Origin of the sequence: Streptosporangium sp. NPDC006930 (assembly GCF_040635605.1) — a bacterium.
Taxonomy (GTDB): domain Bacteria; phylum Actinomycetota; class Actinomycetes; order Streptosporangiales; family Streptosporangiaceae; genus Streptosporangium.
On the sequence record NZ_JBEYID010000038.1, the window covers coordinates 15,309 to 38,178 of the forward strand.

Annotated in this window: 19 protein-coding genes; 10 read left to right on the forward strand and 9 right to left on the reverse strand. The window is 70.7% G+C overall.

What is annotated here, in order from left to right; translation table 11 throughout:
- The first annotated feature begins 25 nt into the window (after positions 1-25).
- Complete coding sequence (locus ABZ664_RS37840; protein WP_362521779.1) at positions 26-1,591, forward strand: glycoside hydrolase family 13 protein; 1,566 nt, start codon at positions 26-28, stop codon at positions 1,589-1,591.
- Between the two features lie 43 nt (positions 1,592-1,634).
- Here ABZ664_RS37840 and ABZ664_RS37845 read toward each other — a convergent pair whose 3' ends face one another.
- The gene (locus ABZ664_RS37845; protein ID WP_362521781.1) at positions 1,635-2,657 is read right to left on the reverse strand and encodes a GTPase; all 1,023 of its coding nucleotides are present in this window, start codon (positions 2,655-2,657) and stop codon (positions 1,635-1,637) included.
- A gap of 138 nt (positions 2,658-2,795) precedes the next feature.
- Here ABZ664_RS37845 and ABZ664_RS37850 point away from each other — a divergent pair, with 138 nt between their 5' ends.
- Positions 2,796-6,377, forward strand: a complete 3,582-nt coding sequence (locus ABZ664_RS37850; protein ID WP_362521783.1) for an AAA family ATPase — start codon at positions 2,796-2,798, stop codon at positions 6,375-6,377.
- 227 nt (positions 6,378-6,604) lie between these two features.
- Here ABZ664_RS37850 and ABZ664_RS37855 read toward each other — a convergent pair whose 3' ends face one another.
- Positions 6,605-7,783, reverse strand: coding sequence for an MFS transporter (locus ABZ664_RS37855; protein WP_362521785.1), 1,179 nt, complete (start codon positions 7,781-7,783; stop codon positions 6,605-6,607).
- A gap of 214 nt (positions 7,784-7,997) precedes the next feature.
- Complete coding sequence (locus tag ABZ664_RS37860) at positions 7,998-8,756, reverse strand: DeoR/GlpR family DNA-binding transcription regulator (RefSeq protein ID WP_362521787.1); 759 nt, start codon at positions 8,754-8,756, stop codon at positions 7,998-8,000.
- 57 nt (positions 8,757-8,813) lie between these two features.
- On the opposite strand from ABZ664_RS37860, the gene ABZ664_RS37865 reads away from it, so the two are divergent.
- From ABZ664_RS37865 to ABZ664_RS37875, 3 genes are all read left to right on the forward strand, one after another.
- Positions 8,814-9,797 carry a YafY family protein gene (locus ABZ664_RS37865; RefSeq protein ID WP_362521789.1) on the forward strand — a complete coding sequence of 328 codons (984 nt, stop codon included), beginning with the start codon at positions 8,814-8,816 and terminating at the stop codon, positions 9,795-9,797.
- Positions 9,798-9,921: 124 nt separating this feature from the next.
- The gene (locus ABZ664_RS37870; protein WP_362521791.1) at positions 9,922-10,677 is read left to right on the forward strand and encodes an alpha/beta hydrolase; all 756 of its coding nucleotides are present in this window, start codon (positions 9,922-9,924) and stop codon (positions 10,675-10,677) included.
- 82 nt (positions 10,678-10,759) lie between these two features.
- Entirely contained in the window at positions 10,760-11,779 is a 1,020-nt protein-coding gene (locus ABZ664_RS37875; protein WP_362521793.1) for an LLM class flavin-dependent oxidoreductase, read from the forward strand.
- 54 nt (positions 11,780-11,833) lie between these two features.
- On the opposite strand, the gene ABZ664_RS37880 is transcribed toward ABZ664_RS37875, so the two are convergent.
- The 3 genes from ABZ664_RS37880 to ABZ664_RS37890 are packed head-to-tail and all read right to left on the reverse strand — an operon-like array spanning position 11,834 to position 15,112.
- Entirely contained in the window at positions 11,834-12,598 is a 765-nt protein-coding gene (locus tag ABZ664_RS37880) for an ABC transporter permease (protein WP_362521795.1), read from the reverse strand.
- 43 nt (positions 12,599-12,641) lie between these two features.
- Entirely contained in the window at positions 12,642-14,198 is a 1,557-nt protein-coding gene (locus tag ABZ664_RS37885) for a hypothetical protein (RefSeq protein ID WP_362521796.1), read from the reverse strand.
- Positions 14,195-15,112, reverse strand: coding sequence for an ATP-binding cassette domain-containing protein (locus ABZ664_RS37890; RefSeq protein WP_362521798.1), 918 nt, complete (start codon positions 15,110-15,112; stop codon positions 14,195-14,197). Before ABZ664_RS37890 ends, ABZ664_RS37885 begins: the two co-directional genes overlap by 4 nt.
- A gap of 87 nt (positions 15,113-15,199) precedes the next feature.
- Here ABZ664_RS37890 and ABZ664_RS37895 point away from each other — a divergent pair, with 87 nt between their 5' ends.
- Both ABZ664_RS37895 and ABZ664_RS37900 read left to right on the forward strand, forming a co-directional pair.
- Positions 15,200-16,384: a HAMP domain-containing sensor histidine kinase gene (locus ABZ664_RS37895; RefSeq protein ID WP_362521800.1), complete on the forward strand. Its 1,185-nt coding sequence runs from the start codon at positions 15,200-15,202 to the stop codon at positions 16,382-16,384.
- Positions 16,381-17,067, forward strand: a complete 687-nt coding sequence (locus tag ABZ664_RS37900) for a response regulator transcription factor (protein WP_362521802.1) — start codon at positions 16,381-16,383, stop codon at positions 17,065-17,067. Before ABZ664_RS37895 ends, ABZ664_RS37900 begins: the two co-directional genes overlap by 4 nt.
- A 146-nt stretch (positions 17,068-17,213) precedes the next feature.
- Here ABZ664_RS37900 and ABZ664_RS37905 read toward each other — a convergent pair whose 3' ends face one another.
- Complete coding sequence (locus ABZ664_RS37905) at positions 17,214-18,368, reverse strand: NAD(P)/FAD-dependent oxidoreductase (protein WP_362521804.1); 1,155 nt, start codon at positions 18,366-18,368, stop codon at positions 17,214-17,216.
- Between the two features lie 54 nt (positions 18,369-18,422).
- On the opposite strand from ABZ664_RS37905, the gene ABZ664_RS37910 reads away from it, so the two are divergent.
- The 3 genes from ABZ664_RS37910 to ABZ664_RS37920 all read left to right on the forward strand — a co-directional run bounded on the left by ABZ664_RS37910 (position 18,423) and on the right by ABZ664_RS37920 (position 20,817).
- Positions 18,423-19,115, forward strand: coding sequence for a TetR/AcrR family transcriptional regulator (locus ABZ664_RS37910; RefSeq protein WP_362521805.1), 693 nt, complete (start codon positions 18,423-18,425; stop codon positions 19,113-19,115).
- A gap of 311 nt (positions 19,116-19,426) precedes the next feature.
- The gene (locus tag ABZ664_RS37915; protein WP_362521807.1) at positions 19,427-19,987 is read left to right on the forward strand and encodes a hypothetical protein; all 561 of its coding nucleotides are present in this window, start codon (positions 19,427-19,429) and stop codon (positions 19,985-19,987) included.
- A gap of 14 nt (positions 19,988-20,001) precedes the next feature.
- Entirely contained in the window at positions 20,002-20,817 is an 816-nt protein-coding gene (locus tag ABZ664_RS37920) for a hypothetical protein (RefSeq protein WP_362521809.1), read from the forward strand.
- 180 nt (positions 20,818-20,997) lie between these two features.
- Here the strand turns inward: ABZ664_RS37920 and ABZ664_RS37925 are convergent, their stop codons facing one another.
- Both ABZ664_RS37925 and ABZ664_RS37930 read right to left on the reverse strand, forming a co-directional pair.
- The gene (locus ABZ664_RS37925; protein WP_350949909.1) at positions 20,998-21,405 is read right to left on the reverse strand and encodes an ATP-binding protein; all 408 of its coding nucleotides are present in this window, start codon (positions 21,403-21,405) and stop codon (positions 20,998-21,000) included.
- Between the two features lie 361 nt (positions 21,406-21,766).
- Positions 21,767-22,780: a nitronate monooxygenase gene (locus ABZ664_RS37930; RefSeq protein WP_362521811.1), complete on the reverse strand. Its 1,014-nt coding sequence runs from the start codon at positions 22,778-22,780 to the stop codon at positions 21,767-21,769.
- Positions 22,781-22,870: the final 90 nt, after the last annotated feature.

Below are 22,870 nucleotides of genomic sequence, written 5' to 3' on the forward strand. Positions count from 1 at the left end.
CGACTTACTAAGGAGTTGTTCCAGCATGTCCGAAACGTGGTGGCGGGGAGCCGCGATCTACCAGGTCTATCTCCGGAGCTTCGCCGACGGCAACGGCGACGGCATCGGCGACCTCGCGGGACTGCGCGCGCGCCTGCCGTACCTCTCCGACCTGGGCGTCGGCGCGATCTGGCTCAACCCCTGGTACCCGTCGCCGATGGCCGACGGTGGGTACGACGTGGCCGACTACCGTGACATCGAGCCGTCGTTCGGCACGCTCGCCGAGGCGGAGGAGTTCATCGCCGAAGCGCATGCCCTGGGGATCAAGACGATCACCGACATCGTCCCCAACCACGGATCCGACCGGCAGCGGTGGTTCCTGCGGGCGCTGCAGGCCGGGCCGGGCTCACCCGAGCGCGAACGCTTCCACTTCCGCCGGGGACGGGGCGAGAGCGGCGAGTCACCGCCCAACGACTGGCAGTCGATCTTCGGTGGCCCCGCGTGGACCCGGATCGCCGACGGCGAGTGGTACCTGCACCTGTTCGCGCCGGAACAACCCGACTTCAACTGGGACAACCCAGAAGTCGTCGAGGAGTTCCACGACGTGCTGCGGTTCTGGTTCGACCGGGGCGTGGACGGCATCAGGATCGACTCGGCCGCCCTGCTGGTCAAGGACATGGACAGCCTGGGCGGAGAGGAGGCCTACACCGACCTCGACGGCGTCCACGAGATCTACCGCGGCTGGCGCCGGGTGGCCGAGGAGTACGACGACCGGATCCTGATCGGCGAGGTGTGGCTGCCCGACCAGGAGCGGTTCGCCCAGTATCTGCGCCCGGACGAGATGCACACCGCGTTCAACTTCGACTTCCTGGCGTGCGCCTGGGACGCGGCCGCGCTGCGCGGGTCGATCGACCTCACCCTGGCCACGCACGTCCCGCTGGGAGCACCCCCCACCTGGGTGCTGTCCAACCACGACGTGACCCGCCCGGTGACCAGGTACGGCAGGGCCGACACCTCCTTCAGCCACGCCGACCGCAAGCACGGCATGCCCGCCGACCCGGTGCTGGGTGAGCGCAGGGCCCGGGCGGCGGCGCTGCTGGCGATGGCGCTCCCCGGCGGGCTCTACGTCTACCAGGGTGAGGAGCTGGGACTGCCGGAGGTCGAGGACATCCCCGACGGGCTGCGCCAGGACCCGATCTGGGTGCGTTCGGGCCGCAGCGACCCGGGTCGCGACGGCTGCCGGGTGCCGCTGCCGTGGTCGGGTGACGAGCCGCCGTTCGGGTTCGGTGCCGGGCCTGCGTGGCTGCCGCAGCCGCTGGAGTGGAAGGCGCTGACGGCCGAGGCCCAGGCCGCCAACCCCACCTCCATGTTCACCCTCTACCGCGCCGGGCTGCACCTGCGCCGCGAGTTGCTCGGCGACGGCACGCTGACGTGGCTGGAGGCGCAGGAGGGGGTGCTGGCCTTCCGCCGGGAGTCGGGATTGGTCTGCGTGGTCAACCTCGGCGCGGAGCCGGTGGCCCTGCCCGCCCACGAGTCGGTCCTGCTCGCCAGCGGCCCGCTGGAGGAGAACCTCCTTCCTTCCGACACCGCCGTCTGGCTCCGAACGGCCTGACCTTTCGCTCCGGTCGGTCGCCGCCGGGATCCCCGTCTTCCGCTCAGAGGGGGATCTCGGCGAGGTCGAACGCCTTGGTGCCGTGTTCACCGTCCCAGATCATCAGATTGCCGTACGTGCGCGCCGTGGACACCGGCACCTCGGTGAGCTCCTCCACCTCCTGGAGAAGGCGCCGGAAGCGGAAGACGGCGGTGGGACCGAGCCTGTTCACGACGCCGGTCATCAGCCTCGTGAGGTTGAACCTGAACAGCGCCGAACAGGGCAGCACCCGATGGTTGTCGCGTAGGCGGGAGAAAACCTCCCTGTGCGCCGGATAGCGCTCCGAGTAGGTGTCGCACACCTGCTGGGAGAAATAACCGCGGTAGTGAACCCCTCGACGGTCGAAGCCGAGCCTTTCGTCGGAGACGGTGAACTCCCCGGTGCCGTAGGTGCTCGCCAGGAGCAGGTCCGCGCGGGGTTCGAGGAAGACGCTCTCGTGGTAGGCGGCCTTCTCCTCCAGGCGACGCAGGAGAGCCCCGCCGGGGCCGAAGGTGCCCCGATCCCCGCGCATGTCGAAGATCCACGGGGGAGGGGCGAGCACGTCCGCCTTGGTGAGGACGAAGGTGAGCTTGCTCATGATGAGCCGTCGCGTCTCGATCGCGACGGTGTCGAGCAGCCTGCGCAGGCACTGCTCGTCATAGGCGGTGGATGGGCTGTCGGCGTGGCAGGCCCAGATGGCGATATCGCAGTGGATCAGTCTCTCCAGATACATGGCCAGGTGAGTCTCGTCGGCGGCGTCGGACTCCCCGATGCCTGGCATGTCCCAGAAGGTGAGCATGTGACCTGAGGTGCCGGGCACCGAGACCGGTTCCGGTCTTCGGGTGACCGGCCGGACGTGGCCGACGGCGAGATCGGTGCCGAAAAGGCTGTTCAGGAGGGATGACTTACCTACTCCTGTTTGCCCCATTATCGCCACACTTAGTGGTTTATCTAATCCTGCGCTTCTCTCGCGCCGGATATTCTCTCTGGCCTTTTTCATCTGGTCGTCGCCCAGCGGGCCGATGGAAAAGTCCTCGATCTTGGCCATGAGGGCGTCTCCTGTGACATCGTTGTCGAGCGCTTCGAGCTGTTTTCCGCGCTCATCTCCACGATGCGGCGAACAACCTTGCGATGACCTTGCAGCCGGAGCCGTCGCCGGAAAAACACGAATCGATCCTTTTGGGCGGTGGATGTGGCGAGCTTCGAGATCAGGCTGTTCGGCACCGTGGACATCGTGATCGACGGAGTACCACAGGAGATCAACCCGCAGCTGGCGAAGACGCTGGCCATGCTCGTCTCCGCCCGCGGCCCGATCTCCCCGGCAGCCCTGGCCTCCGGGCTGTCCGAACCGGCCTCGGACAGGCACGTGGAGGTGGCGCCGCCGGTCTCGCGGCTGCGCGCACTGCTGCGCGGCAGTGGGCTGGACATCCCCGGGGCCAGACGCTCACACGTCTACGAGCTGGTCGAGGACGCGCCCGGCCGCCTCGCCGCCACCGTCGACACGCGGCGCTTCGAGGCGTACCTGCGCGACGGACGGACGCTGCTGGAACAGGGCGACCTCGCCGCGTCCCTGCGAACGCTGAGAGAGGCGCTCGGACAGTGGTCCGGCGACCCGTTCGCGTCGCTGGCGGGCGCGTGGATCCCGCCCAGGGCCTGCGAAAGCTACCACGCCAGGCTGCGGGAGCGCCGCCGTGAGCTGATCAGGCTCGTCGCCCGCGTCGCCATCCGGCTCGACCTGCTGGGCGACGCGGAATTCCTCACCGGCGAGGTCGTCGCCGACGGGCAGCAGGACAGCGGCCCGCTGTGGCTGTTGCGCTTCCTCATCGCGCTGCGCGACGAGGGGGCGGTCGTCGCGAGGCAGATGATCGAACGGCGCCGCGCGATCTCCCCCGGGGACGACGCGGTGAGCCGGGCGCAGGACCTGCTGGCCCTGCGCGGTCACGGTCTCGGCCGTCCGCCGTCGCCCCCCGCCGCCCGCGCCTACGGTCACGGCGCCCCGCGGGTCCTGATCGGCCGCAGGGACGAGATCCTGCGGCTGTCCACCCTGGCCGGGCGGCTCGGACGCGGCGAGCCGGTGGCCCTGGCCGTCTGCGGCGTGCCCGGAGTCGGCAAGACCAGGCTCGTGGAGGAGCTGACCGTGCTGCTGCCCCCTAAGGTGCGCATGGTGACCGTCCCGTGCCAGGAACTCGGCGACCTCCAGCCGTGGCGGGTACTGGTCGGGACCCTGTGGGAGGATCTGCGGCGCGACCTGGCCGGCCCGGCCGTCCCGATCGGCCCCGAGGAGCGCGAGACGCTGGAGGGACTGATGTCGGCGGGCCTGTTCGTCTCGCTCGGCGGACCCGGCCACGAACGCGACCCGCGACGACTGGTCGACCTGCTGGTCGCCCTGTTGCGCCTGACCTGCGGCGCGGGCCTGCTCGTCGTCTTCGACGACGCCCACCTGCTCCGTTCCGACGCCGAGGACCTGCTGCACAAGGTGCGAGAGGCCCTCGGAAAGCTCGGAGAGGCTCCCGTCGGCTTCGTGCTCACCGACCGTTCAGAGCCCTCGCGCTGGCGAGGGCGGATGGACGTGCTGACGCTGTCACGGCTGGGGATCGAGGAGGTGGCGGAGTGGCTGGGCGCCACCCGGGGCCGCGAGCCGACACGCGCGGAGACCGGCAGGGCGATGGACGGCACCGGAGGGCTGCCACTGGACCTGTGCCGGATCACCGAGGCCGGTGACCTGCCCCGCGACCTCCCCGGGCACGACACCGCCTCCAGCCCGATGTTCCGCTGGTTCGCCGCGGCGGCCGTCACCGCCCTGGGCAGGGAGATCGACCCCGATCTCGTCGCGGACATGCTGGAGATCGACACCGATGAGGCGAACCGCAGGCGCGCGGTGGCCGTGACGGCCGGAACGCTCATCGACCGCCAAGGGCTGCGCTTCGGCCACGACACGATCAGGGAGAGCCTGCTGCGGGAGCTGAAGCACCACCCGGCACTCGCGATGGAACTGCACCGGCGGGCGTTCGAGATCCTGGACGAGCGACTGGCGCGGATGAGCGGCGACGGCTGGATCGACCCGGCGCTGCCGGTACGCGTCGCAGAACACGCCCGCTCCTCGGGGAGCGGGCTGTCTGAGGAACGCGTCGCCGCGGCCTGCCTCGGCGCCGCGCGGGCACAGCAACGCGGCTTCGCCACCGAGGGTGCGATCACCTGGGCACTGGCCGGGCTGGGAATGCGGTGCGACGCCGAGACCCGGGTCGGCCTGCTGATCACGCTGGGGGACGCGCGCACCGACGCCGGTGACCTGGAGGAGGCCGAACGCCTGTACCTGCGGGCCCATCGCGACGGCGAGAAACTGCCGAGGCTCGCCGCGGTGGCTGCCATCAGGCTGGCGCGCCGCTGGTCGGCCCCAGGACAGGCCGACCGGCAACTGCTGCACGTGCTGGGCAACAGCCTGGAGGCGCTTCGCGACGACACCGGTGAGGAGGCGGTCGCGCTGCGACTGCAGCTGCAGGCGCACCTCGCCCACAAGCTGACGATGGCGGTCAGCGACAGCCTCGACCCCACGTACGCGGGCCTGCGGCCCGGGGTGGAGTTGGCCCGCGCGACGTTGGGCGAGCTGGAGAGGTCGGGGGCCGGGCCGCTCATCCGCTGCGAGGTGCTCAACGAGTGCAGATGGGGCCTGTACGACTTCGCGCCGCCGAAAGAGCTGCTGGGCATCGCCGAACGGCTCGGGGAGGCGAGCATCGAGGCGGCGTCCGCGCACTTTCGCAGCGAGGCCATGGTCGCCCTCACGATCGACCGGCTCCGGCTGGGCCGTCTGAGGGAGGCCGCCGCCACCGTGGCCGGTCACCGCAGGCACGTCGCACGCAACCACCGGGTCTTCGGGGCTTGGCTGCAGAACACTCTGGACACGCTGATGGACGTCTGGCACGGGGAGTTCGGCCGGGCCGAGGAGCGGGTCCTGGCCGAGTGGCGTCGACTGGACGAGGAGAGCGAGGGCGAGACGGCCTTCGCCGACACCCTGCGGCAGACCCTGCTCGCGCAGCACTACTGGCTGCTGCGCGAGCAGGGACGGCTCGGGGAGATCTTCGACTCCGGGCTCGCCAGGCAGGCGGTCGAGTACGAGTACTTCCCGATCTGGCGCGCGGCACTCATCCTGGCGCTCTGCGAGCTCGGCGGGCACGAGGACGCGAAGGACCGGCTGAGGGCGTTCTTCCGCGAGACCTCCGATCTCGGCGCGCTGCCGCCCGAGGGGTGGTCGGTCCCGACGCTCGCCCTGCTGGCCGAGTCGTGCGCGCTTCTCATCGAGGCGGGGCGGGGCGACCCCGAACTGTCGCGGTACGCCGCTCTGGTGCGAAGGCGTTTGTCGGCCCACCGAGGGCAGATCGCGCTCGCCGGGTGGCCCGCGATCCTGCTGGGGCCGGCGGAGCGCTATCTCGGGTTGCTCGCGCTGGCCGAGGGGGACACAGAGGAGGCGCTGCGGTGCTTCGGCGAGGCGTTGCTGCTCGCCGACGCCGCCTCCCCGCTGATCGCACACCTCCACCTCGACCGTGCCAGGGCTCTGCTTGTGCGAGACGGCGAGAATTCCCCGCGGAACGTCTGCGAGAGCGCCTCCGGCTACGCTGCGGGAGGCTCCGTACCAGGCTCATCGGGGGCCTCGGCAGGGGAGGGGGAGAGGGATTCCGGCGGGGAGGCCGCCCATCTGCTCCGCCGCGCGCTGCGCCTGGCCGAACGCCTCGGCATGGCCGGGGTCGCCGCCCGGGCCCTGTCACTTCTTTGAGTGTCTGGCGGGGTGCGCTCTCTTCCCCGCGCTGTGATCAAGGCCGCTGCGATCAGGCTCACCGGTGTCGAGGAGTGCCGGATGGATCAGAATGGATCAGAATGGATCAGATCACGACTCTCCGGCGTCGCGTCGGCCGATGCCGCGCGTCCTGGGCATCCGCCCTCTCGGAGGGCACTTCCCGACTCTTGGAAGGCACCTCCCTCGGGTCATTCTGAATTTTTGATCTACTTTGTAAAGGGCGGGGTTCTGAGCGCTCTCGCGGCCAGTGCGACGAAAAGAGCGAGCAGGGCGGGGATGGCGAGCGCACGAGGCAGGCCGACCAGCTCGGCGGCGCCGCCGATCAGCACGGGTCCGCTGAGAAATCCCACATACCCCAGGCTCGCCACCCTGGCCAGCGCCTTTCCGGCACGGGCCGGGTCGCGCCTGCCGGCCGCGGAGAAGACCTGCGGGACGATGCAGGACAGGCCGGCCCCGAAACAGCCGAAACCGATCACCGCGGCGATCTGGTTCCCGGCGAGCAGGCCGAAGCCGAGCCCGGAGGCAGCCAACGCCCCGCACGCGCGTACCAGGTTCACCGGCCCCAGCAGGGCTGCCAGCCTGTCACCGGCGAGACGGCCCGCGGTCATCATGATCGAGAAGGCGGCGTAGGCGACCGCGGCGAACCCGTCGGAACTGTTGAGACTCTCGCGTAGATAGACCGAGCTCCAGTCGGCCGCCGCCCCTTCGCCGATCATGCAGCAGAAGGCGAGGACACCCAGCAGCAACACCCCACCGCCTCCGCTTCCGCCGCCGGCCGCTGGTCCCGTCCCCGCGGGGGCGGTAGGCACGGTCAGGGACAGCGCCCAGCGGGTGGCCCAGAGCGCGAGCGCGACGATCACGACGGCGGCCGCGGTGAACGTCTGCCCAGGACTGAACGCGGCCTGGGCGAGCAGCCCTCCCGCGGCGGCGCCGAGGAAGCCGCCGATGCTGAACACGGCGTGGAAGGACGACATGATCGGACGGCCCGTGGCCTGCTCGACCTCGACGGCGTTGGCGTTCATCGCCACATCCAGCGTGCCGTGCACCGCGCCGAAGGCGAACAGCGCGAGGGCGAGGCCGGCGAGGTTCGGCATGAAGGCGGGCAGGATCAGCACGAGGGCCTGCGCGAAGGCCATCGGCAGCATCACCTTGACGCTGCCGTAGCGGTCGACCAGGCGGCCGACCACCTGCATGCCGGCGATCGCCCCGGCGGCGATGCCGAGCAGCCCGAGACTGAGCTCGCCCTCGCTCAGCCCCAGCCCCTGTTTGATCGACGGGATGCGCGCCGTCCAGGTGCCGATGGACATGCCCGAGAGCAGGAAGAGCAGGTAGACCGCGACCCGGCCGCGTAGCAGCGCGCTCCGGTCGAAGGTGGTGACGTGCATGGGGGAGAGCTCCAGTCGGACGGTGCGGATCGGAGGAGGACGGGTGGGCCGTTGCGTCTCCGGCAGGTTCGCCGAGTGAGGATTCCGGTTCCGGCCGGTCGCCGGGGTCGGGCGACGTGGGGCGGATGGCATGGCTCGGACAGCGCGGACCAGGAGCGGCGGATCGAGTGGGACAGGTGGGGCGGCGCAGGTGATGCGGATCAGGTCGTGTGGCTCAGACCGTGCGGACGGCGACGCCTGCGGCGATCATGGCGTCGTGCTCGGCGGGGGGCAGCGCGGTGTCGGTGATGACCATGTCGAGGCGGTCCAGCGGGCAGACGGCTCCGAACGCGGTGCGGGTGAACTTGCCGGAGTCGGCTGCCGCGATCACGCGCCGGGCCGAGGCGATCGCGGCCTGCTTGACGGCGACATCGGACAGGTCGTGGGCGGTGAGGCCGTGCTCGGCGGACAGGCCGCAGCAGCCGATGACCGCGGTGTCGAAGCGCAGGGACCGGATGGCACTCTCCGTCAGCGGGCCGGTGAAGCTCAGCTCGCCCGGGCGGACCTCACCCCCGGGGAGCACCAGGCGGATCCGGGAGGCCGAACTGAGCTCGGTGGCCGACTGCAGGCAGAGTGGCAGCACCGTGAGGCGGCGGTCGCGGATCACGCGCGCGATCTCCAGAGAGGTGGTGCCGCTGTCGAGCAGCACGGCCTCCCCGTCGGCGAGCAGGGCCGCGACCTCGGCGGCGATCCGTTTCTTGGCCTCCACCGCCTCGCGCTCGCGCACCCCGAAGGGCGGCTCCTCCCCGCGCAGCAGCAGGCTCACCGCGCCACCCCTCACCCGCCTGACCACGCCTTGCTGGGCGAGCTCGTCGAGGTCGCGGCGGATGGTCATCTCGGAGACGGCGTGCTCGACCGCCAGCTCCGCGACCGAGACGACGTCGCTGGCGCGCAGCGCCGACATGATCGCACGAATGCGATTGTTACTCTCCACGTGTTCATTTGAACATAGGCTGTGTGCGATTGGCAAACGTGCGGGACAATGGCCACCATGCGCGCGAGTCGTCTGCTCTCACTTCTGCTGCTCCTGCAGAGCCGCGGTCGGATGACGGCCACCGAGCTGGCCGAGAAGCTGGAGGTCTCCGTCCGCACGGTCTACCGAGACGTGGAGGCGCTGTCGGCGGCCGGGGTGCCGGTCTACGCCGACCGCGGCCCCGTCGGCGGATACCGCCTGCTGGACGGCTACCGCACCCGCCTCAACGGGCTGACCGCCGCTGAGGCCTCCTCCCTGTTTTTGGCCGGACTGCCGGGCCCCGCCGCCGACCTGGGGTTGGCCGAGGTCGCGGCCAACGCCGAGCTGAAGATGCTCGCCGCGCTTCCTCCCGAGCCGCGCTCGCACGCCTCCCGGATGCGCCGGCGCTTCCACCTGGACGTTCCCGGCTGGTACGGCGACGCCGACTCGGCCCCCTTCCTGGGTGAGGTCGCCGAAGCGGTGTGGGAGCAGCGGCCGCTGCGGATGACCTACCGCCGCTGGGGCCCTCGCGACGTCGAGCGCCTGGCCCACCCGTACGGCCTGGTCCTCAAGGGCGGGGCGTGGTACATGGTGGCGAGCGTCGGTGAGGGAGGACCGCGCACCTACCGGGTGTCGCGGATCCTGAGCGCCGAGTTCGCCCAGGGGCACTTCGAGCGTCCCGCCGACTTCGACCTGCCCGCCTTCTGGCGCGACTACACCGCCGGCTTCCGTGAGCGGATGCACACCGGCGAGGCCGTGGTGCGGATGGCGCCGGGCAGTGAGAGGATGCTGCGCCACACGGTGGGCGCGGAGGTCGCCGAGGCCGCGCTGGCCAAGGCGGGCCCGCCCGACGAGCACGGCTGGGTCGTGCTGCGCCTGCAGACCCAGTCCATCTTGCAAGCCCACTGGCAGCTGCTGAGCATGGGCGCCGACATCGAGGTCCTGGAGCCACCCGAGTTGCGCGAGCGGATGGCCGCCACCGTGGCCGACCTCGCCGCGCTGTACGGCACGGGGCCCGGCTGAGGTCGGCCCCGCCCGCTACAGGGCCGTCCCCCCGCGGTTAACCGATTGCGGAGACCGGGGACAGCCGCGACGATGGCCGAATGCTCTTGCTCACCCTGGACGATCCTCGTTCCCCTGCGGCCCGATGACACTCGCCTACGACGAAGCGGGAGTGGGCGAGGCCGTGGTGCTGCTGCACTCCAGCGCCGCCGACTCGCGGATGTGGGACCCGCAGTGGGAGGCGCTGACCGCCCGCTTCCGAGTGATCCGGCCGGATCTGCGGGGTTACGGCCGCACACCGTACGCCTGCGAGACCCCCTACTCCGATCCCGGCGACGTGGCGGATCTCCTCGCCGCCCTCGCGGTGGAGAGGGCCGCGCTGGTCGGGGCCTCCTATGGAGGCCAGGTCGCGCTGGAGGTGGCCACCGCACACCCCGCTCTGGTCTCCCGGCTGGTGCTGCTCAACCCGGGCTGCGGGCTGCGACCCACCCCCGACCTCGTCGCGTTCGGCGAGGAGGAGGACCGGCTGCTGGAGGCGGGGAAGGTCGAGGCCGCGGTGGAGCTCAACGCCCGCACCTGGCTCGGCCCCGAGGCGGACGGGCAGGCCCGCGCCAGGCAGATGGCCATGCAGCGCCACGCCTTCGAGGTCCAGCTCGCCGCCGACCCCGAGCCTTCGCAGCTGGAGGGGGAGATCGACCTGGGCCGGGTGACCATGCCCACCCTGGTGGTCAGCGGCGCCCACGACCTGCCCTGCTTCCAGATGACGGCCCGCCACCTGGCCGACAGGCTGGCCTCGGTGACGGCGGTGCACCTGGAGTGGGCCGGGCACCTGCCGAGTATGGAGCGGCCCGGGGAGATCACCTCCCTGATCCTCCAGCACCTCACCCGGCCCGCGGCCTGAGAGCGCCGGAGCGGACCGTGCCCGGCAAGGCGGCCCGGGACCGTACGGAGGAGATCCACGCCGGAGGTGTTCGATGGGCAGGATGCGGATCGGAATCTTCCTGGTCGCGGCGGGTTTCCCCGGCAGGCCGCAGGGACAGGTGCTCCGCGACTGCGTGGAGGCGATCGCGGTCGCGGAGGAGGCGGGGTTCGACGACGCCTGGATCGCCGAGCACCACTTCATGTCGTACGGGGTGTGCCCGTCGGCGGCCACGCTGGCGGCGGTGGCGCTCGGAGGCACGCGGACGATCGGGGTGGGGACGGCCGTGAGCGTGCTGTCCACGCAGCACCCGGTGGCGCTGGCCGAGCAGGCGGCGATGTTGCACCACCTGTCGGACGGGCGTTTCGCGCTGGGGGTCGGCAGAGGCGGGCCGTGGGTGGACCTTGAGGTCTTCGGCACCGGCCTGGCGAGATTCGAACGCGGTTTCGCCGAGTCGCTCGACCTGCTGTGCCGGGCACTGGGGGAGCGTACGGTGTCGGCCGCGGGGGAGTTCTTCCGTTTCCGCGAGGTCGCGATGGTACCGGTGGCGTCGCTGCGGCCGGTCGTGGCGTGCACCTCGCCGGAGACGGCGCTCCTCGCGGCCGCGCGGGGACTGCCGATGCTGCTCGGCATGCACATGGACGACGCGGGCAAGGCCGCGATGCTCGCCGGCTACGACGCGGCGCCTCCACTGGCGCCGGGAGCCCTCGCGTCGCTTTCACCGGGCGCGGACGCGGTCCGGCACGTGGCCGCCGTCGTCGGATACGTCGCCGACTCGACGGCGGCGGCCGTACGCGAGCTGAGGAGCGCCATGCCCCGCTGGCTGGAGCCGGGCCTGAAGGGGTACGTGCCGGTGGACGGCCGCAGGCGGCCCGGGCGAGACGTGGGGGAGTACGTCGACTTCCTCACCGATGTCCATCCGGTGGGTGACGCAGACCACTGCGTGGAGACGATCAGGCGCACCCGCGAGGCGACCGGGCTCGAACACCTGATCCTCATGGTCGAGGGTGCGGGTGAGCACGCCCGCACCCTGGAGAACATCCGCCGGTTGGGCGCCGAAGTACTGCCGCGGCTCCACGGCTGACGACCCGCGGGTCGCTTGTTCAATTTGATCTACATTGTAAAGCTGTTCGGCTGGTCATACATCACGCCCCCTCAAAGACAACCCACCACCCAGAAGCGCGGCGGCGGCCCATGCCGCCGGTACGCTCAGGCCGCTCCATGGGCCGAGGGGGAGGGTGGCGAGGCCGGTGGTGGCCTGTACGGCGAGCCCGGCGTTCATCGGGGAGATCCGCCAGAGAAGCCGCTGCCAGTCGGCGTCGGCGACCATGAGGATGAGGGCGGGGAAGAGGTAGAGCAGGCCGAGTACGACCCCGACGGCGGTGGCGGAGTCTCGGACGACGGTGGCGACCCCCAGGCCGAACAGGGCGATCAGCGCCAGATAGAGGACCGAGCCGACGGCGGCACGCAGCATGGGAGCGCTGGTGAGGACGAGCGTTTCGGCGGGAAAGCCGTTGCCGAGCAGGATGTGCGGTGCGGACAGCGCGGAGGCGAGCACGGCGACGCTCCCGGCGACCAGGGTCAAGGCGGCCAGAATGATCGCCTTGGCGGCCAGGACACCGGTCCGGCGCGGCATGGCGGCCAGGGTGAGGTGGATCATGCCGGTGTCGTATTCGCCGGTGATCGCCAGGACGGCCAGGATGGCGACGACCGCCTGGCTCACCTGGACCCCGAAAAAGATGATCTTGGCAGGGTCGTGGTCGCAGGCAGCCGGGGAACACGACACGACGGCGGAGGCCGCGACGCCGACGGCGACGGTCAGCACCACGATCGCGAGCAGCAGCCAGCCGGTATCGGCCAGGCTGCGAAGTTTCGTCCACTCCGCATGCAGGTTTCTGCTCATGCGCTCCTCCCGCGTCGCCGGGAAGGGCGCCGGTGGGGGTGTCTCATGCGTCCCTCCGGCTGAGCCGGAGGGCGGCCAGGCAGAAAGCGAGCGCTGTATAACCGGCCAGCACGGTCAGACCGGCCCACGGCGGCAGCGGGTAGAACCCGGCGATGGGCGCGTAGTGGCCGAGCACGTGCGCGTACTGCGGGATGCTCTGCTGCGCGGCGAAGCCGGCCGCCGGTGTGACGCGCAGTAGCCACTGTGCGGCGCTGTCGGGCAGGATCGAGGTGACTGCGAGGACGTGCGGGACCACGATCACCGTGACGGCGGTGACGACCGCCGCGACGCCGCGCCGCAGCAGCGCGCCGAGGGCGAGGGAGAGCACGGCGGCCAGCGCGAACAACGCCGCCACGCCGACGATGATGCGCACCTGGGTGAGCGGGGACACCGGGAGGACGGCATTGCCGTTGTCACGCAGAATTCGCCCGCCGACCGTGAACGTGATCGTGGTGGCGGGCAGGGCGGCGGCGAAGGTGATCGAGCCGAGCACCAGTGCCTTGGCAGCCAGCATCCGGTCGCGGGGCGGGCAGGCCAGCAGGGTCGTCCGGATGAGGCCGTGCCGGTATTCGGCGGTGATGAACATGACCGCCACCACGATCACGAGGATCAGGCCGATCAGCGCGCCGCTGAGGGGGTGTTCGGGGGTCGGGCCCTCGATGGCCGGCGCGACGTCACCGACGCCGGTTATGGAGAAGGTGCCGTCGGACCGGCCGGCGCGGCCCGGGTGGTGCTTCGTCCCGTCGGGTGCGATGGTGACGCCGATGTCGTCGTCTCGCCACGGGCCGGAGACGTTGCCCTCGAGCTTGACCTGGTCGAACTCGCCGGTGGCTTCGGTGAAGCGGGCCGCCGCGACGGACCCGCCGAGATCCCCCTGTGTGATGGTCAGATCTCCAGGCGATGTGGCGAACATGCCGATCTGGACGGTCTGTGGCAGCCCGGCCAGGGGTGCGATGCCGGTCTGGGTCCAGTTCGTACCGTCGGCGGATTCGTACCCGGTGAGGGTGTCGCCGGAGCGGGTCAGCCGGAGCCAGCGCGGCGATTGCCGGGAGACGCCACCCGGTCGGCCGGCCACGTCGTGAGTGAAGTTGTGCTGCATCCGCACCCCGTGCTCGCCGGTCATCATCACCGCCGCGTAGGCGGAGCCCTGCCTGACGCTCTCCTTGATCATGACTCCGGCCTTCGCCCACGGCACGAGGCCGGGAACCACGTTACGCCGCCCCGGCGTGACATCGGGTTTACGGATCTGCCCGGTCATGGAGGTGAGGCGGACGGTGATGCCGCCGTCTCCGGACAGCGGCCGGTGCACGAAATAGAACTTGTCGTCCACCGCTTCGCCGCCCGGACCTGTCAGTGGCGGCGGGCAGGCGACCTCGACCGGGCCGGAGCTGCAGGAGGTGTGGCTGCCGGAGGCCGACAGCAGCCCGATCAGCACGGTGACCAGCGTGGCCAGGCTCATGGTGACCCCCCAGCCGCGTACCGTCCTGAACTTGGTCCACTCGGCGCGCAGCAGCCGCCGAAAGCCCTCGCGCCCGGCGGAGCGTGAGGGGTGGGTGCTCATCGTGCCGCTCCCCGGTATTCGACCGCATCGGCGGTGAGGTCCATGTAGGCCTGTTCCAGCGTCACTCGGTGCGCCGCCACCTCGGAGAACGGCACCCCGTTGGCGTTGAGCACCGCGACGATGTGCTCCGACGGCAGCCCTGAGACGACGATCGTGTCGCGGTCGGTCACGGCCGTCGTGGCGCCGGCGTGACCCAGTGCGGACAGGGCCTCCGAGCGCGCGGCGGTACGCAGGGTGACCCGGCCGCGGGAGGCGGTCGTGATGAGATCGGCCACACTGGTGTCGGCGATGACGCGGCCCTTGCCCACCGCCACGAGATGGTCGGCGGTGTCCTCCAGTTCGCTCATCAGATGGCTGGACACCAGCACGGTGCGCCCTTCACGGGCCAGCGACCGCAGGAAACCGCGCATCCACACGATGCCCTCGGGATCCAGGCCGTTGACCGGCTCGTCCAGCATGAGCACCGGCGGGTCTCCAAGCAGCGCGGCCGCGATACCGAGCCGCTGGCGCATGCCCAGCGAGAAGCCGCCCGCCTTGCGCCGGGCGACGGTCTGCATCCCGACCTGGTGGAGCACCTCGTCGACCCGCCTGCCGTCCAGGCCCTGGGAGTGGGCCAGCCACAGCAGGTGGTTGCGTGCCGTGCGGCTCGGTTGAAGCGCGCCGGCGTCGAGCAACGCGCCGACGTGGGTGAGCGGGTCGGGCAGGCCGGTGTAGGGCCGTCCGCCGATCAGCGCGTGACCCTCGTCGGCCGCGTCCAGGCCGAGGATCACCCGCATCGTGGTGGACTTGCCCGCCCCGTTGGGGCCGACGAACCCGGTGACCTGACCGGGCGCGACGGTGAACGACATGCCGTCCAGCGCCAGGGTCGGGCCGAATCGTTTACGCAGCCCGCTGACTTCGATGTTCGCTCGCATGCGATCGGTTGTACGGACTCGGCCCTAACACGGGTCGAACAGGCGCTGTCACATCGTTGTTAGGTCAGGCACGGCATCCTGGATGCCATGCGAAAGTGGCGACGACCTGCACGCACCGTACGATTGCGCTTCACCGTTCTGTACGGTGCCATGTTCCTGCTGTCCGCCGTCGGGCTGCTGGCCATCAACAACCTGGTGGGGCTCGGAGGGACGAAGGCCAGCCAGGTCGCACCCCCTGGGACCTCGCCGGTCGAGCCGGCCACGCTCGCCGACGCCATGGATCGCATCGCCTGGCTCCAGGCCCGGCTTTCCGACATCCATGCGGATCAGTCACGCCGGCTCCTGGTCGGCTCGGCGCTGGCACTCGCGGTCATGGCCGTGGTGTCGGTCGTCCTGGGCCGGATCGTCGCGGGCAGGGTGCTGCGCCCGCTGCGGATCATCACCGCGTCCACCCGGCGGATCTCGGCCGACAACCTGCACGAGCGGCTGGCCCTGCGAGGCCCGGCCGACGAGGTCAAAGATCTCGCCGACACCATCGACGAGCTGCTGGAACGGCTGGAGAGCTCGTTCGCCGCGCAACGCCGGTTCGTCGCCAACGCCTCCCACGAGCTCCGCACTCCGCTGGCCACCATGCGCGCGTCCCTGGACGTGGCCTTGGCCAAGCCGGAGCCCGTGCCGGTGCAGACGGTGGCGCTGGCCGACCGGCTGCGCACCGAACTCGATCAGGTCGATCGGCTGCTGGAAGGTTTCCTCACGCTCGCCCGCACCCAGCGCGGTGCCCTGGCCGACCGCACGACGCTCTCGCTGGGCGAACTGGCGAGCACCGCCCTGCACGCCCGGGCCGCCGACATCACCGCCCATCGCCTCGTCGTCGACTCGGCGGGCTGTGTCGACGACGGCGCGTGGACGCGGGGGAACAGCACGCTCCTCACCCGGATGATCGACAACGTCATCGACAACGCCATCACCCACAACCGTGAAGAGGGCTGGATCCGTCTCGTCACCACCGACGACACCATGGCCCGGCTCGTCGTCGAGACCGGCGGACGCGTCTTCGAGCAGGAGCAGGTCGACCGACTGGTGGAGCCCTTCCAGCGTCTTGGCGCCGACCGTACGCACTCCGGCAACGGCTCAGGGCTCGGCCTTTCGATCGTCGCGGCCATCGTCGCCGCGCACGGCGGTACCCTCGACCTGCGGGCCCGGCCAGAAGGTGGTCTCCGCGTCGCCATCTCGCTGCCTCTGGTGGCCGTGCCGGCGGAGGTTCCGGCGTGAGAGTGCTCGTGGTCGAAGACGCCCGCTCTCTCGCCGCCGTACTCGTCGAAGGCCTGAGCGATCAGGGTATGGCCGTGGACGTGGCCCACGACGGCCTGGAGGCCGCCGCCAAGCTCGATCTCAACGCCTACGACGTGGTCGTCCTCGACCGCGACCTGCCGGGCATCCACGGCGACACCCTCTGCCAGATGATCGCCGAACGCGACGAGCGCGTCATGGTCTTGATGCTGACCGCCGCCGACTCGCCCGCCGACCGGGTCACCGGCCTGACCTTGGGGGCCGACGACTACCTGGCCAAGCCCTTCCACTTCCCCGAGCTGGTGTTGCGCATCCGCTCCCTGGCCCGTCGCCGGCCCACGGCCCGGCCTCGCACGCTGCGCGCGGCCGGCATCGAGCTCGACCCGCTGCGCCGCACCGCCACTCGCGACGGCCGCCACCTGGACCTGTCGGTCAAGGAGTTCGCCCTGCTCGAAGCTCTTCTCCACGCCGCTCCCGCGTTTCTCGGTGCCGAGGACCTGCTCGAACAGGTGTGGGACGAGCACGCCAACCCCCTGACCAACACCGTCACGGTCACCATCGGCCGCCTGCGCCGTAAGCTCGGCGAGCCCTCGGCCATCACCACCACTCCCGGAGTGGGGTACCGGATCACGGCCCACGATCTCGGTCAGGGGCCGACGCGGTGAACGCGGAGACGGGGGCGCGCCGGTGCGCTCCGGCCATGTGGAGAAACGCGGTCGCCGCATCCGCTGCCAAGGGGCGCGTCCGTCTACGGTGACCACAGGGACACCGCAGGGAGACGGTTGGGCGTCGGTGCTCTCGCGCCTGGCGGTCAGGAGGCCTGGACCTCGTCGAAGAGGGCGAGGGCTTCGGCGGGGTCCGGGCTCACGAGGCGTTCCAGACCGGCCGTCGTGAATTTCGCCCACCTGCCGGCCCGTGCCCACATCCGTTCCTCGAAGGCGCGCACGGCCTCGTCCAGTTCTTCTGGGCCGGGGGCGGCGGCGACGGCCTCGGCGAGTTCTGCGCCTTCCAGCATCGCGAGGTTCGCGCCCACCCCCAACGGGGGCATCAGGTGGGCGGCGTCGCCCAGTAGCGTCACACCGGGGACGTGGGTCCAGGTGTGGGACACGGGCAGGACATGGAGGGGGCGGTGGAAGAAGGCGGTGCCGTGGCGGAGGAGGTCGAGGACGGGGGCGGCCCAGCCGTCGAACAGGGCCAGCAGGCTTGATCGCACGGCCTCGACGTCGGCCGGGTTCAAACCTGCGTCCGGGTCCGTGCGCCGGTCCAGGTTCGTGTGCCGGTCCAGCGGCGCGCGGAACTGGGCGTACACCTTGACGTGGCCTCCGCTGTTGCGCTGGGCGACGAGGGCGCGGTTCACGCCGTAGACGGCGACGGAACCGTCGCCGATCAGCCGGGCGAGGTCGGGGTGGCGGGTGTCGACGTCGTCCAGGGAGGTCTCGACCAGGGAGACGCCGGTGTAGTGCGGTGTCGCGGACGAGACCGCCGGGCGGACCCGGGACCAGGCGCCGTCCGCGCCGATCACGAGATCGAACGTCTCCTGTCGTCCGTCCGCGAAACGGATCAGCACGCCATCCTCGGTTTTCGGCACCACCTGCGTCACGCCCCGCCCCCATTGGGCGTCGAGCGGGCCGAGCAGCAGGTCACGAAGTTGCCCCCGGTCGATCTCGGGATTGGCGCGGTCACCCGGGCGCGGTCGCCAGTCGCGCAGGACGGTCCCGTCCGTGTCCAGGATGCGCATGGCCTGTCCCTCGGGGCGAGACAGCGTCTGGAAACGCGCCAGCAGTCCTGCCTTGTCCAGCGCGAGCTGGCCCATCTTCTCGTGCAGGTCCAGTGTGCCGCCCGGGGGACGGGCGTCGGGTGCGGGATCGCGTTCGAGAACGGTGGCGTGGTGACCGTGGCGGTGCAGGACGCGGGCGAAGGTGAGGCCGGCGGGGCCGCCGCCGATCACGGCGATACGATGTCTCATGTCGATACACTGTATTTAATCGCTACGATGTATCGCAACAGTACGATGCAACCCATGACTGTGTGGGATCGACCGGAGCCGCCGGCTCGCCCCGTGCCGCTCGACAGGGAGCGAATCGTCGCCGCCGCCATCGCGCTGGCCGACGAGGGCGGACTGGAGGCGGTGTCGTTGCGCAAGGTCGCCGCCCGGCTGGACGTCGGTCCGATGCGGTTGTACGGATACATCTCCACCAAGGAGGAGTTGTTCGACCTCATGGTGGACGAGGTTCACGCCGAGATCCTCCCCGGGGAGCGGTCCGGTGACTGGCGGGAGGTGCTGCGTGTCCGCGCCCACCGCACCAGGCGGGCCGCCCTCCGTCACGAATGGCTGGCCGACCTGCTCGGCGGCAGGCCGGCCCTGGGGCCGAACGCCCTCGCCGTGAATGAGACCACGCTGGCCGCCCTCGACGGTCTCGCCGACCTCGACACCGTCCTGCGCGCCGTGGAGACCGTCGGCGCCTACTTCACCGGCGCGATCAGGCGCGAGATCGCGGACCTGCGGGCCGAGCGCGCCACGGGCCTGTCCAAGCGCGACTGGCAGCGCGCCTCCGGCCCGTACGTGAGCAGGATGCTGGCCACGGGCCGCTTCCCGGCGCTCGCCAAGGCCGTACACGACGGCACGGAGGTGGACGCCGAGACGTCCTTCACGACCGGCCTGGAGTGGGTCCTCGACGCCGTGGCCGCCAAACTCGCCCGCCCGTCGGCATGACGCTCGGGATCTCCGGCTCACATCCTCGACAGGATGCATATTTAATTCCCAATCTCAGGATTATTGGGCATTTCCCCTAAATCGCCGCCAAAATAATTAAGAGTCAAATTTCGGGATGTATGCGAAATTGTAAATCATATGGCGGCGAAGCATCGCTTAGCGATTTTAATTTTCTTGACACAATAGAACGCCAATGACACGTTTGTTTTTGCCGTGCGCCGATCCAGGTCGGCGCCGCGCGTGCTTTCAACCGCCGGACGGGGGTGCGCGACAGCCCTCGATCCTGCTCGACTCAGCTCGGAGGTGCGGTCATGCGTCACTCTTTTCGTACGATCTCCACGATGGTCGGCATCATGGGCGCGTTGCTGCTCGGGATGTCGCCGACCTCGGCGAGCGCGGTCCCGGCGCGACCCGCGCCCGCCCCGCCGCCCGCGCCCGCTCCCGTTCCGGCACCCGCCCCCGCGGGTGGCGAGGCGACCTCGAGAAACACGAGTTCCCCGGAGAACGGCCGATCGCTTTCCGCGGTGTGTTTCTTCGAGACCAGGGGCGACTACGTCCACGTCTCCAGCTCCGCCTTCGAGGCGTCCGGGCACGGCTGGTGGATCAACGGCAACTGCAACGCCACGCTCGCGATCGTCACGGTGCAGCTGCAGCAGTATTACGCTGACGGCAGCTGGAGAAACGCCGGCACGGTGGGCAGCGCGACGGTGAGGTCCGGCGGCGGGGCCGGCAACCGCGCGACCGGGCGCGCGGGCTGCAACAGCAGCAGCCTGACCGGGTGGCGTAGCGTCATCGACGTGGACCTGGTCGGCCTGGCCGACGACCCGGGCAAGCTCGTCACCCCGGGCCAGAACATCTACTGCAGGCGGTGACCCGAGGGGGCGACGTGAGTATCAGACCCGGCAGCACCATGCTCGCGGCTTTGCACGGCGAGCTGACGCCGCACCCGTGGCGAGATCCTCTCGTCGCCTCCTCCGACGCCTACAGCCTGTTCGTCGCGAGAGCCTCCGCGATGGGATGGCTCACCGAGGCCACACGGAACGCGTCCGGCGGCCTGTGGGGTATGAACGACGCCGGGCAGGATCCGCTTCCGGAGTCATCGCGACCGGCGCGCGTCGCGTGGTTTCAGGTGTCGTTGACCACGCCGGTCCCGGCCGGTCGGCCGTTGCCGGTGCAGGCGTTCCTGTCGTGCGCGGACGACGTCGTGGCCCGTATCGGCGCTTTACGTCTGGCGGCGGTTCAGGTCCTGCTGCCCGTGCAGGGTCTTGACGCGCCGACGGACACCTCGTCGCAGGGGAGCGCGGTGATGACCCTGCTCCAGGACGCGGGCTGGTTCGCCGACGTTGACCCGCACCTGCGAACACGGGTGCGGGTGACGCTGGACGGCGGGCAGGATCCGTCCATCCGCTCGGCGGCGCCCGAGATGCTCAGGTGGATACAGGAACTCGACCAGGACGTCTTCTCGTGCGACTCGCTCACCGTGACGGACGACGTGATCCTGGAGCCCGCCGTCATCGACGAGCTGTGGCGCGGTCCCGCCCGTCACCGAGTCGCCCTGCGCGGCACCCTGGCCGAGTGGTCGTTGGACGCTCTGGGATGGCTGGCCGCCCTCCTCGCCGACGCCGGTGCCCGGTACGGGGTCGGCACCCCGCTGATGTTCACGGCCGCCCGCTCGCAGGAGCCGGACACGCGCACCGGCTGAGCCCGGCGGCCTGCCGTGCGTGCGGAACGCGGTCTCGTCGCAGGCCGCGGGCCGGCGTGTGGCGACCGCAACCGCAGCCCGGCCCTCTTACGGCGCCGGCCGTGATGTCGCCTCTCGCGGCGGTTCTCCTGCGACACCGGTCACGTCACGACGTCGACCCGGCCAAAAGAGTCCGGCGGGTTATCCGGCGGCGCCGGAGACGGCGTTCAGGTGCATCCGCAGCCGGACGAGGGATCGGCCATCGCTCTGGCGGATGCTGAACTCATCACAAAGCCGGCCCATCAGCCACAGCCCGAACCCGCGCACCGAGCCCGGGGCGGGCCGGGGGCGGTCGGCCTGCTCGGGGGTGAGGCGTCCGGCGTCGTCGACGACGTCGATGACGAGGTCCGCCTCGTCGTGCCAGACGCTCACGCTTCCGGCCGCGTCGCCGTGCTCCAGCACGTTGATGACCGCCTCGTTGGCCGCCAGCAGCAGGTCGTCGCGCCGGGTTCCGGCCAGGCCGACCTGACTCATGTAGCGGTGCAGATGCCGGCGCAGGCCGATCAGGTCAGTGCTGATCGGCCAGTGGCCACGCTGGTCGGTGTGCATGCCCGTCCCCTTTACGTGAGTGCCGTCTGTGGCTTTCACCGGGGGCGCTACCGACGTATCCGCCAGAACCAGAACGGTCGCTGTGAAAGTTGTGCAAGGTCACTACCCATCCTGACCTGCTCAATCATCCATTTTTGGTGGGAACGCTCCCTCCCCAGGTGAGACCGCCGAAGCTGTGTTCGGCGGGGGAGGGGGACGAGTCGGCGGTCTTTCTCGCATCGCGGCGCGTGCCGGACACGTGGCTGTCCGTGCTGTCCGTGCTGTCCGTGCTGTCCGTGGCCCCTCGCGGAGATGGTTTCCAGGCCGGAGCCTGGTTCGAGTCCGGATTTTTTCAGGTGGTGTGTGGGCTGGGAGCCGTTTTTCAGATCGCGGCCAGGTCGGCGGTGACCTCCGCCGCGGGCGCCTCGCGTGCCTGCCTCCAGGAGGTCCCGGCCCACAGGTGCAGCGTCTGCGCGTCCCCGGCGGCCGCCGCGGCGCGGCGCAGCGGCGCCGTCAGATGGTGGATCTGCGGGTAGGCCGCCGGGGCCCGGCCGGAGTACTCCGTCATGAACCGGTTGACCAGGCCGCGTGCCGGACGCCCGGTGAAGGCTCTGGTAACGGCGGTGCGGGTGAAGTGAGGATCGGTCAGCGCCGCGCGGTGGGTCACGCCGGTGCCGCTCTCGGGACAGAGCAGGAAGGCGGTACCCGCCGCGGCCGCGGTCGCTCCCGCGGACAGGACCCAGGAGACGTCGGCGGCCGTGGCGATGGCGCCGCCCGCGACGAGGGGGAGCCGTGAGACCTCCCGTACCTGAGACAGCAGGCGCTCCAGGGGTATCGCCCCGGCGTCCGCGTTGGTGAACGACCCGCGGTGGCCGCCGGCCTCCTCACCTTGGACGCACAGCATGTCGGCGGCCGAGGCCAGCCGCGCCTCGGCCGCCGACGTCACAGTGACCACCACGGTGGTACCCCTGTGGCGGAACGCCTGGATCAGCTCGTCTCGCGGGCATCCGAAGGTGAACCCCACCATCGCCGGAGGATCCGCCAGCAGGTCGGCGACCTTGGCGGGGAAGTCGTCGTCGCCCCCGAGCGGGACTCCCAAAGTGGTGCTCAGCCGCCGTGCCTCTTTCTCGATGGCCCGCGCGTAGTCGTCGATCTCGGCCTGGTCGACGTCGTCGGCCGTGGGCATGAACACGTTCACCCCGAACGGGCGGGAGGTGAGCTCACGTGTCCGCTCGATCTCCTGACGCATCTGCGCGGCCGTCTTGTAGCCGGCCGCGAGAAACCCCAGGCCGCCGGCTTCGGACACGGCCGCGGCCAGTTCGGGGGTGGACGCCCCACCGGCCATGGGGGCCTGCATGACCGGCAGCCTGGACGGCCACGACACCGGGTCGGACATCGACACCGCCTTCTTCTCGTCTCCTTCGGCAGCCGATGCTCTCATCACCGGCGTCACGACGGTGAACGGGCCGAACGGCCAGGACTCACC

Coding starts and splice junctions, on each gene's coding strand:
- ABZ664_RS37875 (WP_362521793.1), top strand. CDS start 10,760: ATGCGGATCGGAATCTTCCTGGTCGCGGCGGGTTTCCCCGGCAGGCCG.
- ABZ664_RS37895 (WP_362521800.1), top strand. CDS start 15,200: ATGCGAAAGTGGCGACGACCTGCACGCACCGTACGATTGCGCTTCACC.
- ABZ664_RS37915 (WP_362521807.1), top strand. CDS start 19,427: ATGCGTCACTCTTTTCGTACGATCTCCACGATGGTCGGCATCATGGGC.
- ABZ664_RS37865 (WP_362521789.1), top strand. CDS start 8,814: ATGCGCGCGAGTCGTCTGCTCTCACTTCTGCTGCTCCTGCAGAGCCGC.
- ABZ664_RS37880 (WP_362521795.1), bottom strand. CDS start 12,598: ATGAGCAGAAACCTGCATGCGGAGTGGACGAAACTTCGCAGCCTGGCC.
- ABZ664_RS37845 (WP_362521781.1), bottom strand. CDS start 2,657: ATGGCCAAGATCGAGGACTTTTCCATCGGCCCGCTGGGCGACGACCAG.
- ABZ664_RS37925 (WP_350949909.1), bottom strand. CDS start 21,405: ATGCACACCGACCAGCGTGGCCACTGGCCGATCAGCACTGACCTGATC.
- ABZ664_RS37885 (WP_362521796.1), bottom strand. CDS start 14,198: ATGAGCACCCACCCCTCACGCTCCGCCGGGCGCGAGGGCTTTCGGCGG.
- ABZ664_RS37890 (WP_362521798.1), bottom strand. CDS start 15,112: ATGCGAGCGAACATCGAAGTCAGCGGGCTGCGTAAACGATTCGGCCCG.
- ABZ664_RS37910 (WP_362521805.1), top strand. CDS start 18,423: ATGACTGTGTGGGATCGACCGGAGCCGCCGGCTCGCCCCGTGCCGCTC.
- ABZ664_RS37870 (WP_362521791.1), top strand. CDS start 9,922: ATGACACTCGCCTACGACGAAGCGGGAGTGGGCGAGGCCGTGGTGCTG.
- ABZ664_RS37905 (WP_362521804.1), bottom strand. CDS start 18,368: ATGAGACATCGTATCGCCGTGATCGGCGGCGGCCCCGCCGGCCTCACC.
- ABZ664_RS37840 (WP_362521779.1), top strand. CDS start 26: ATGTCCGAAACGTGGTGGCGGGGAGCCGCGATCTACCAGGTCTATCTC.
- ABZ664_RS37855 (WP_362521785.1), bottom strand. CDS start 7,783: ATGCACGTCACCACCTTCGACCGGAGCGCGCTGCTACGCGGCCGGGTC.
- ABZ664_RS37930 (WP_362521811.1), bottom strand. CDS start 22,780: ATGTCCGACCCGGTGTCGTGGCCGTCCAGGCTGCCGGTCATGCAGGCC.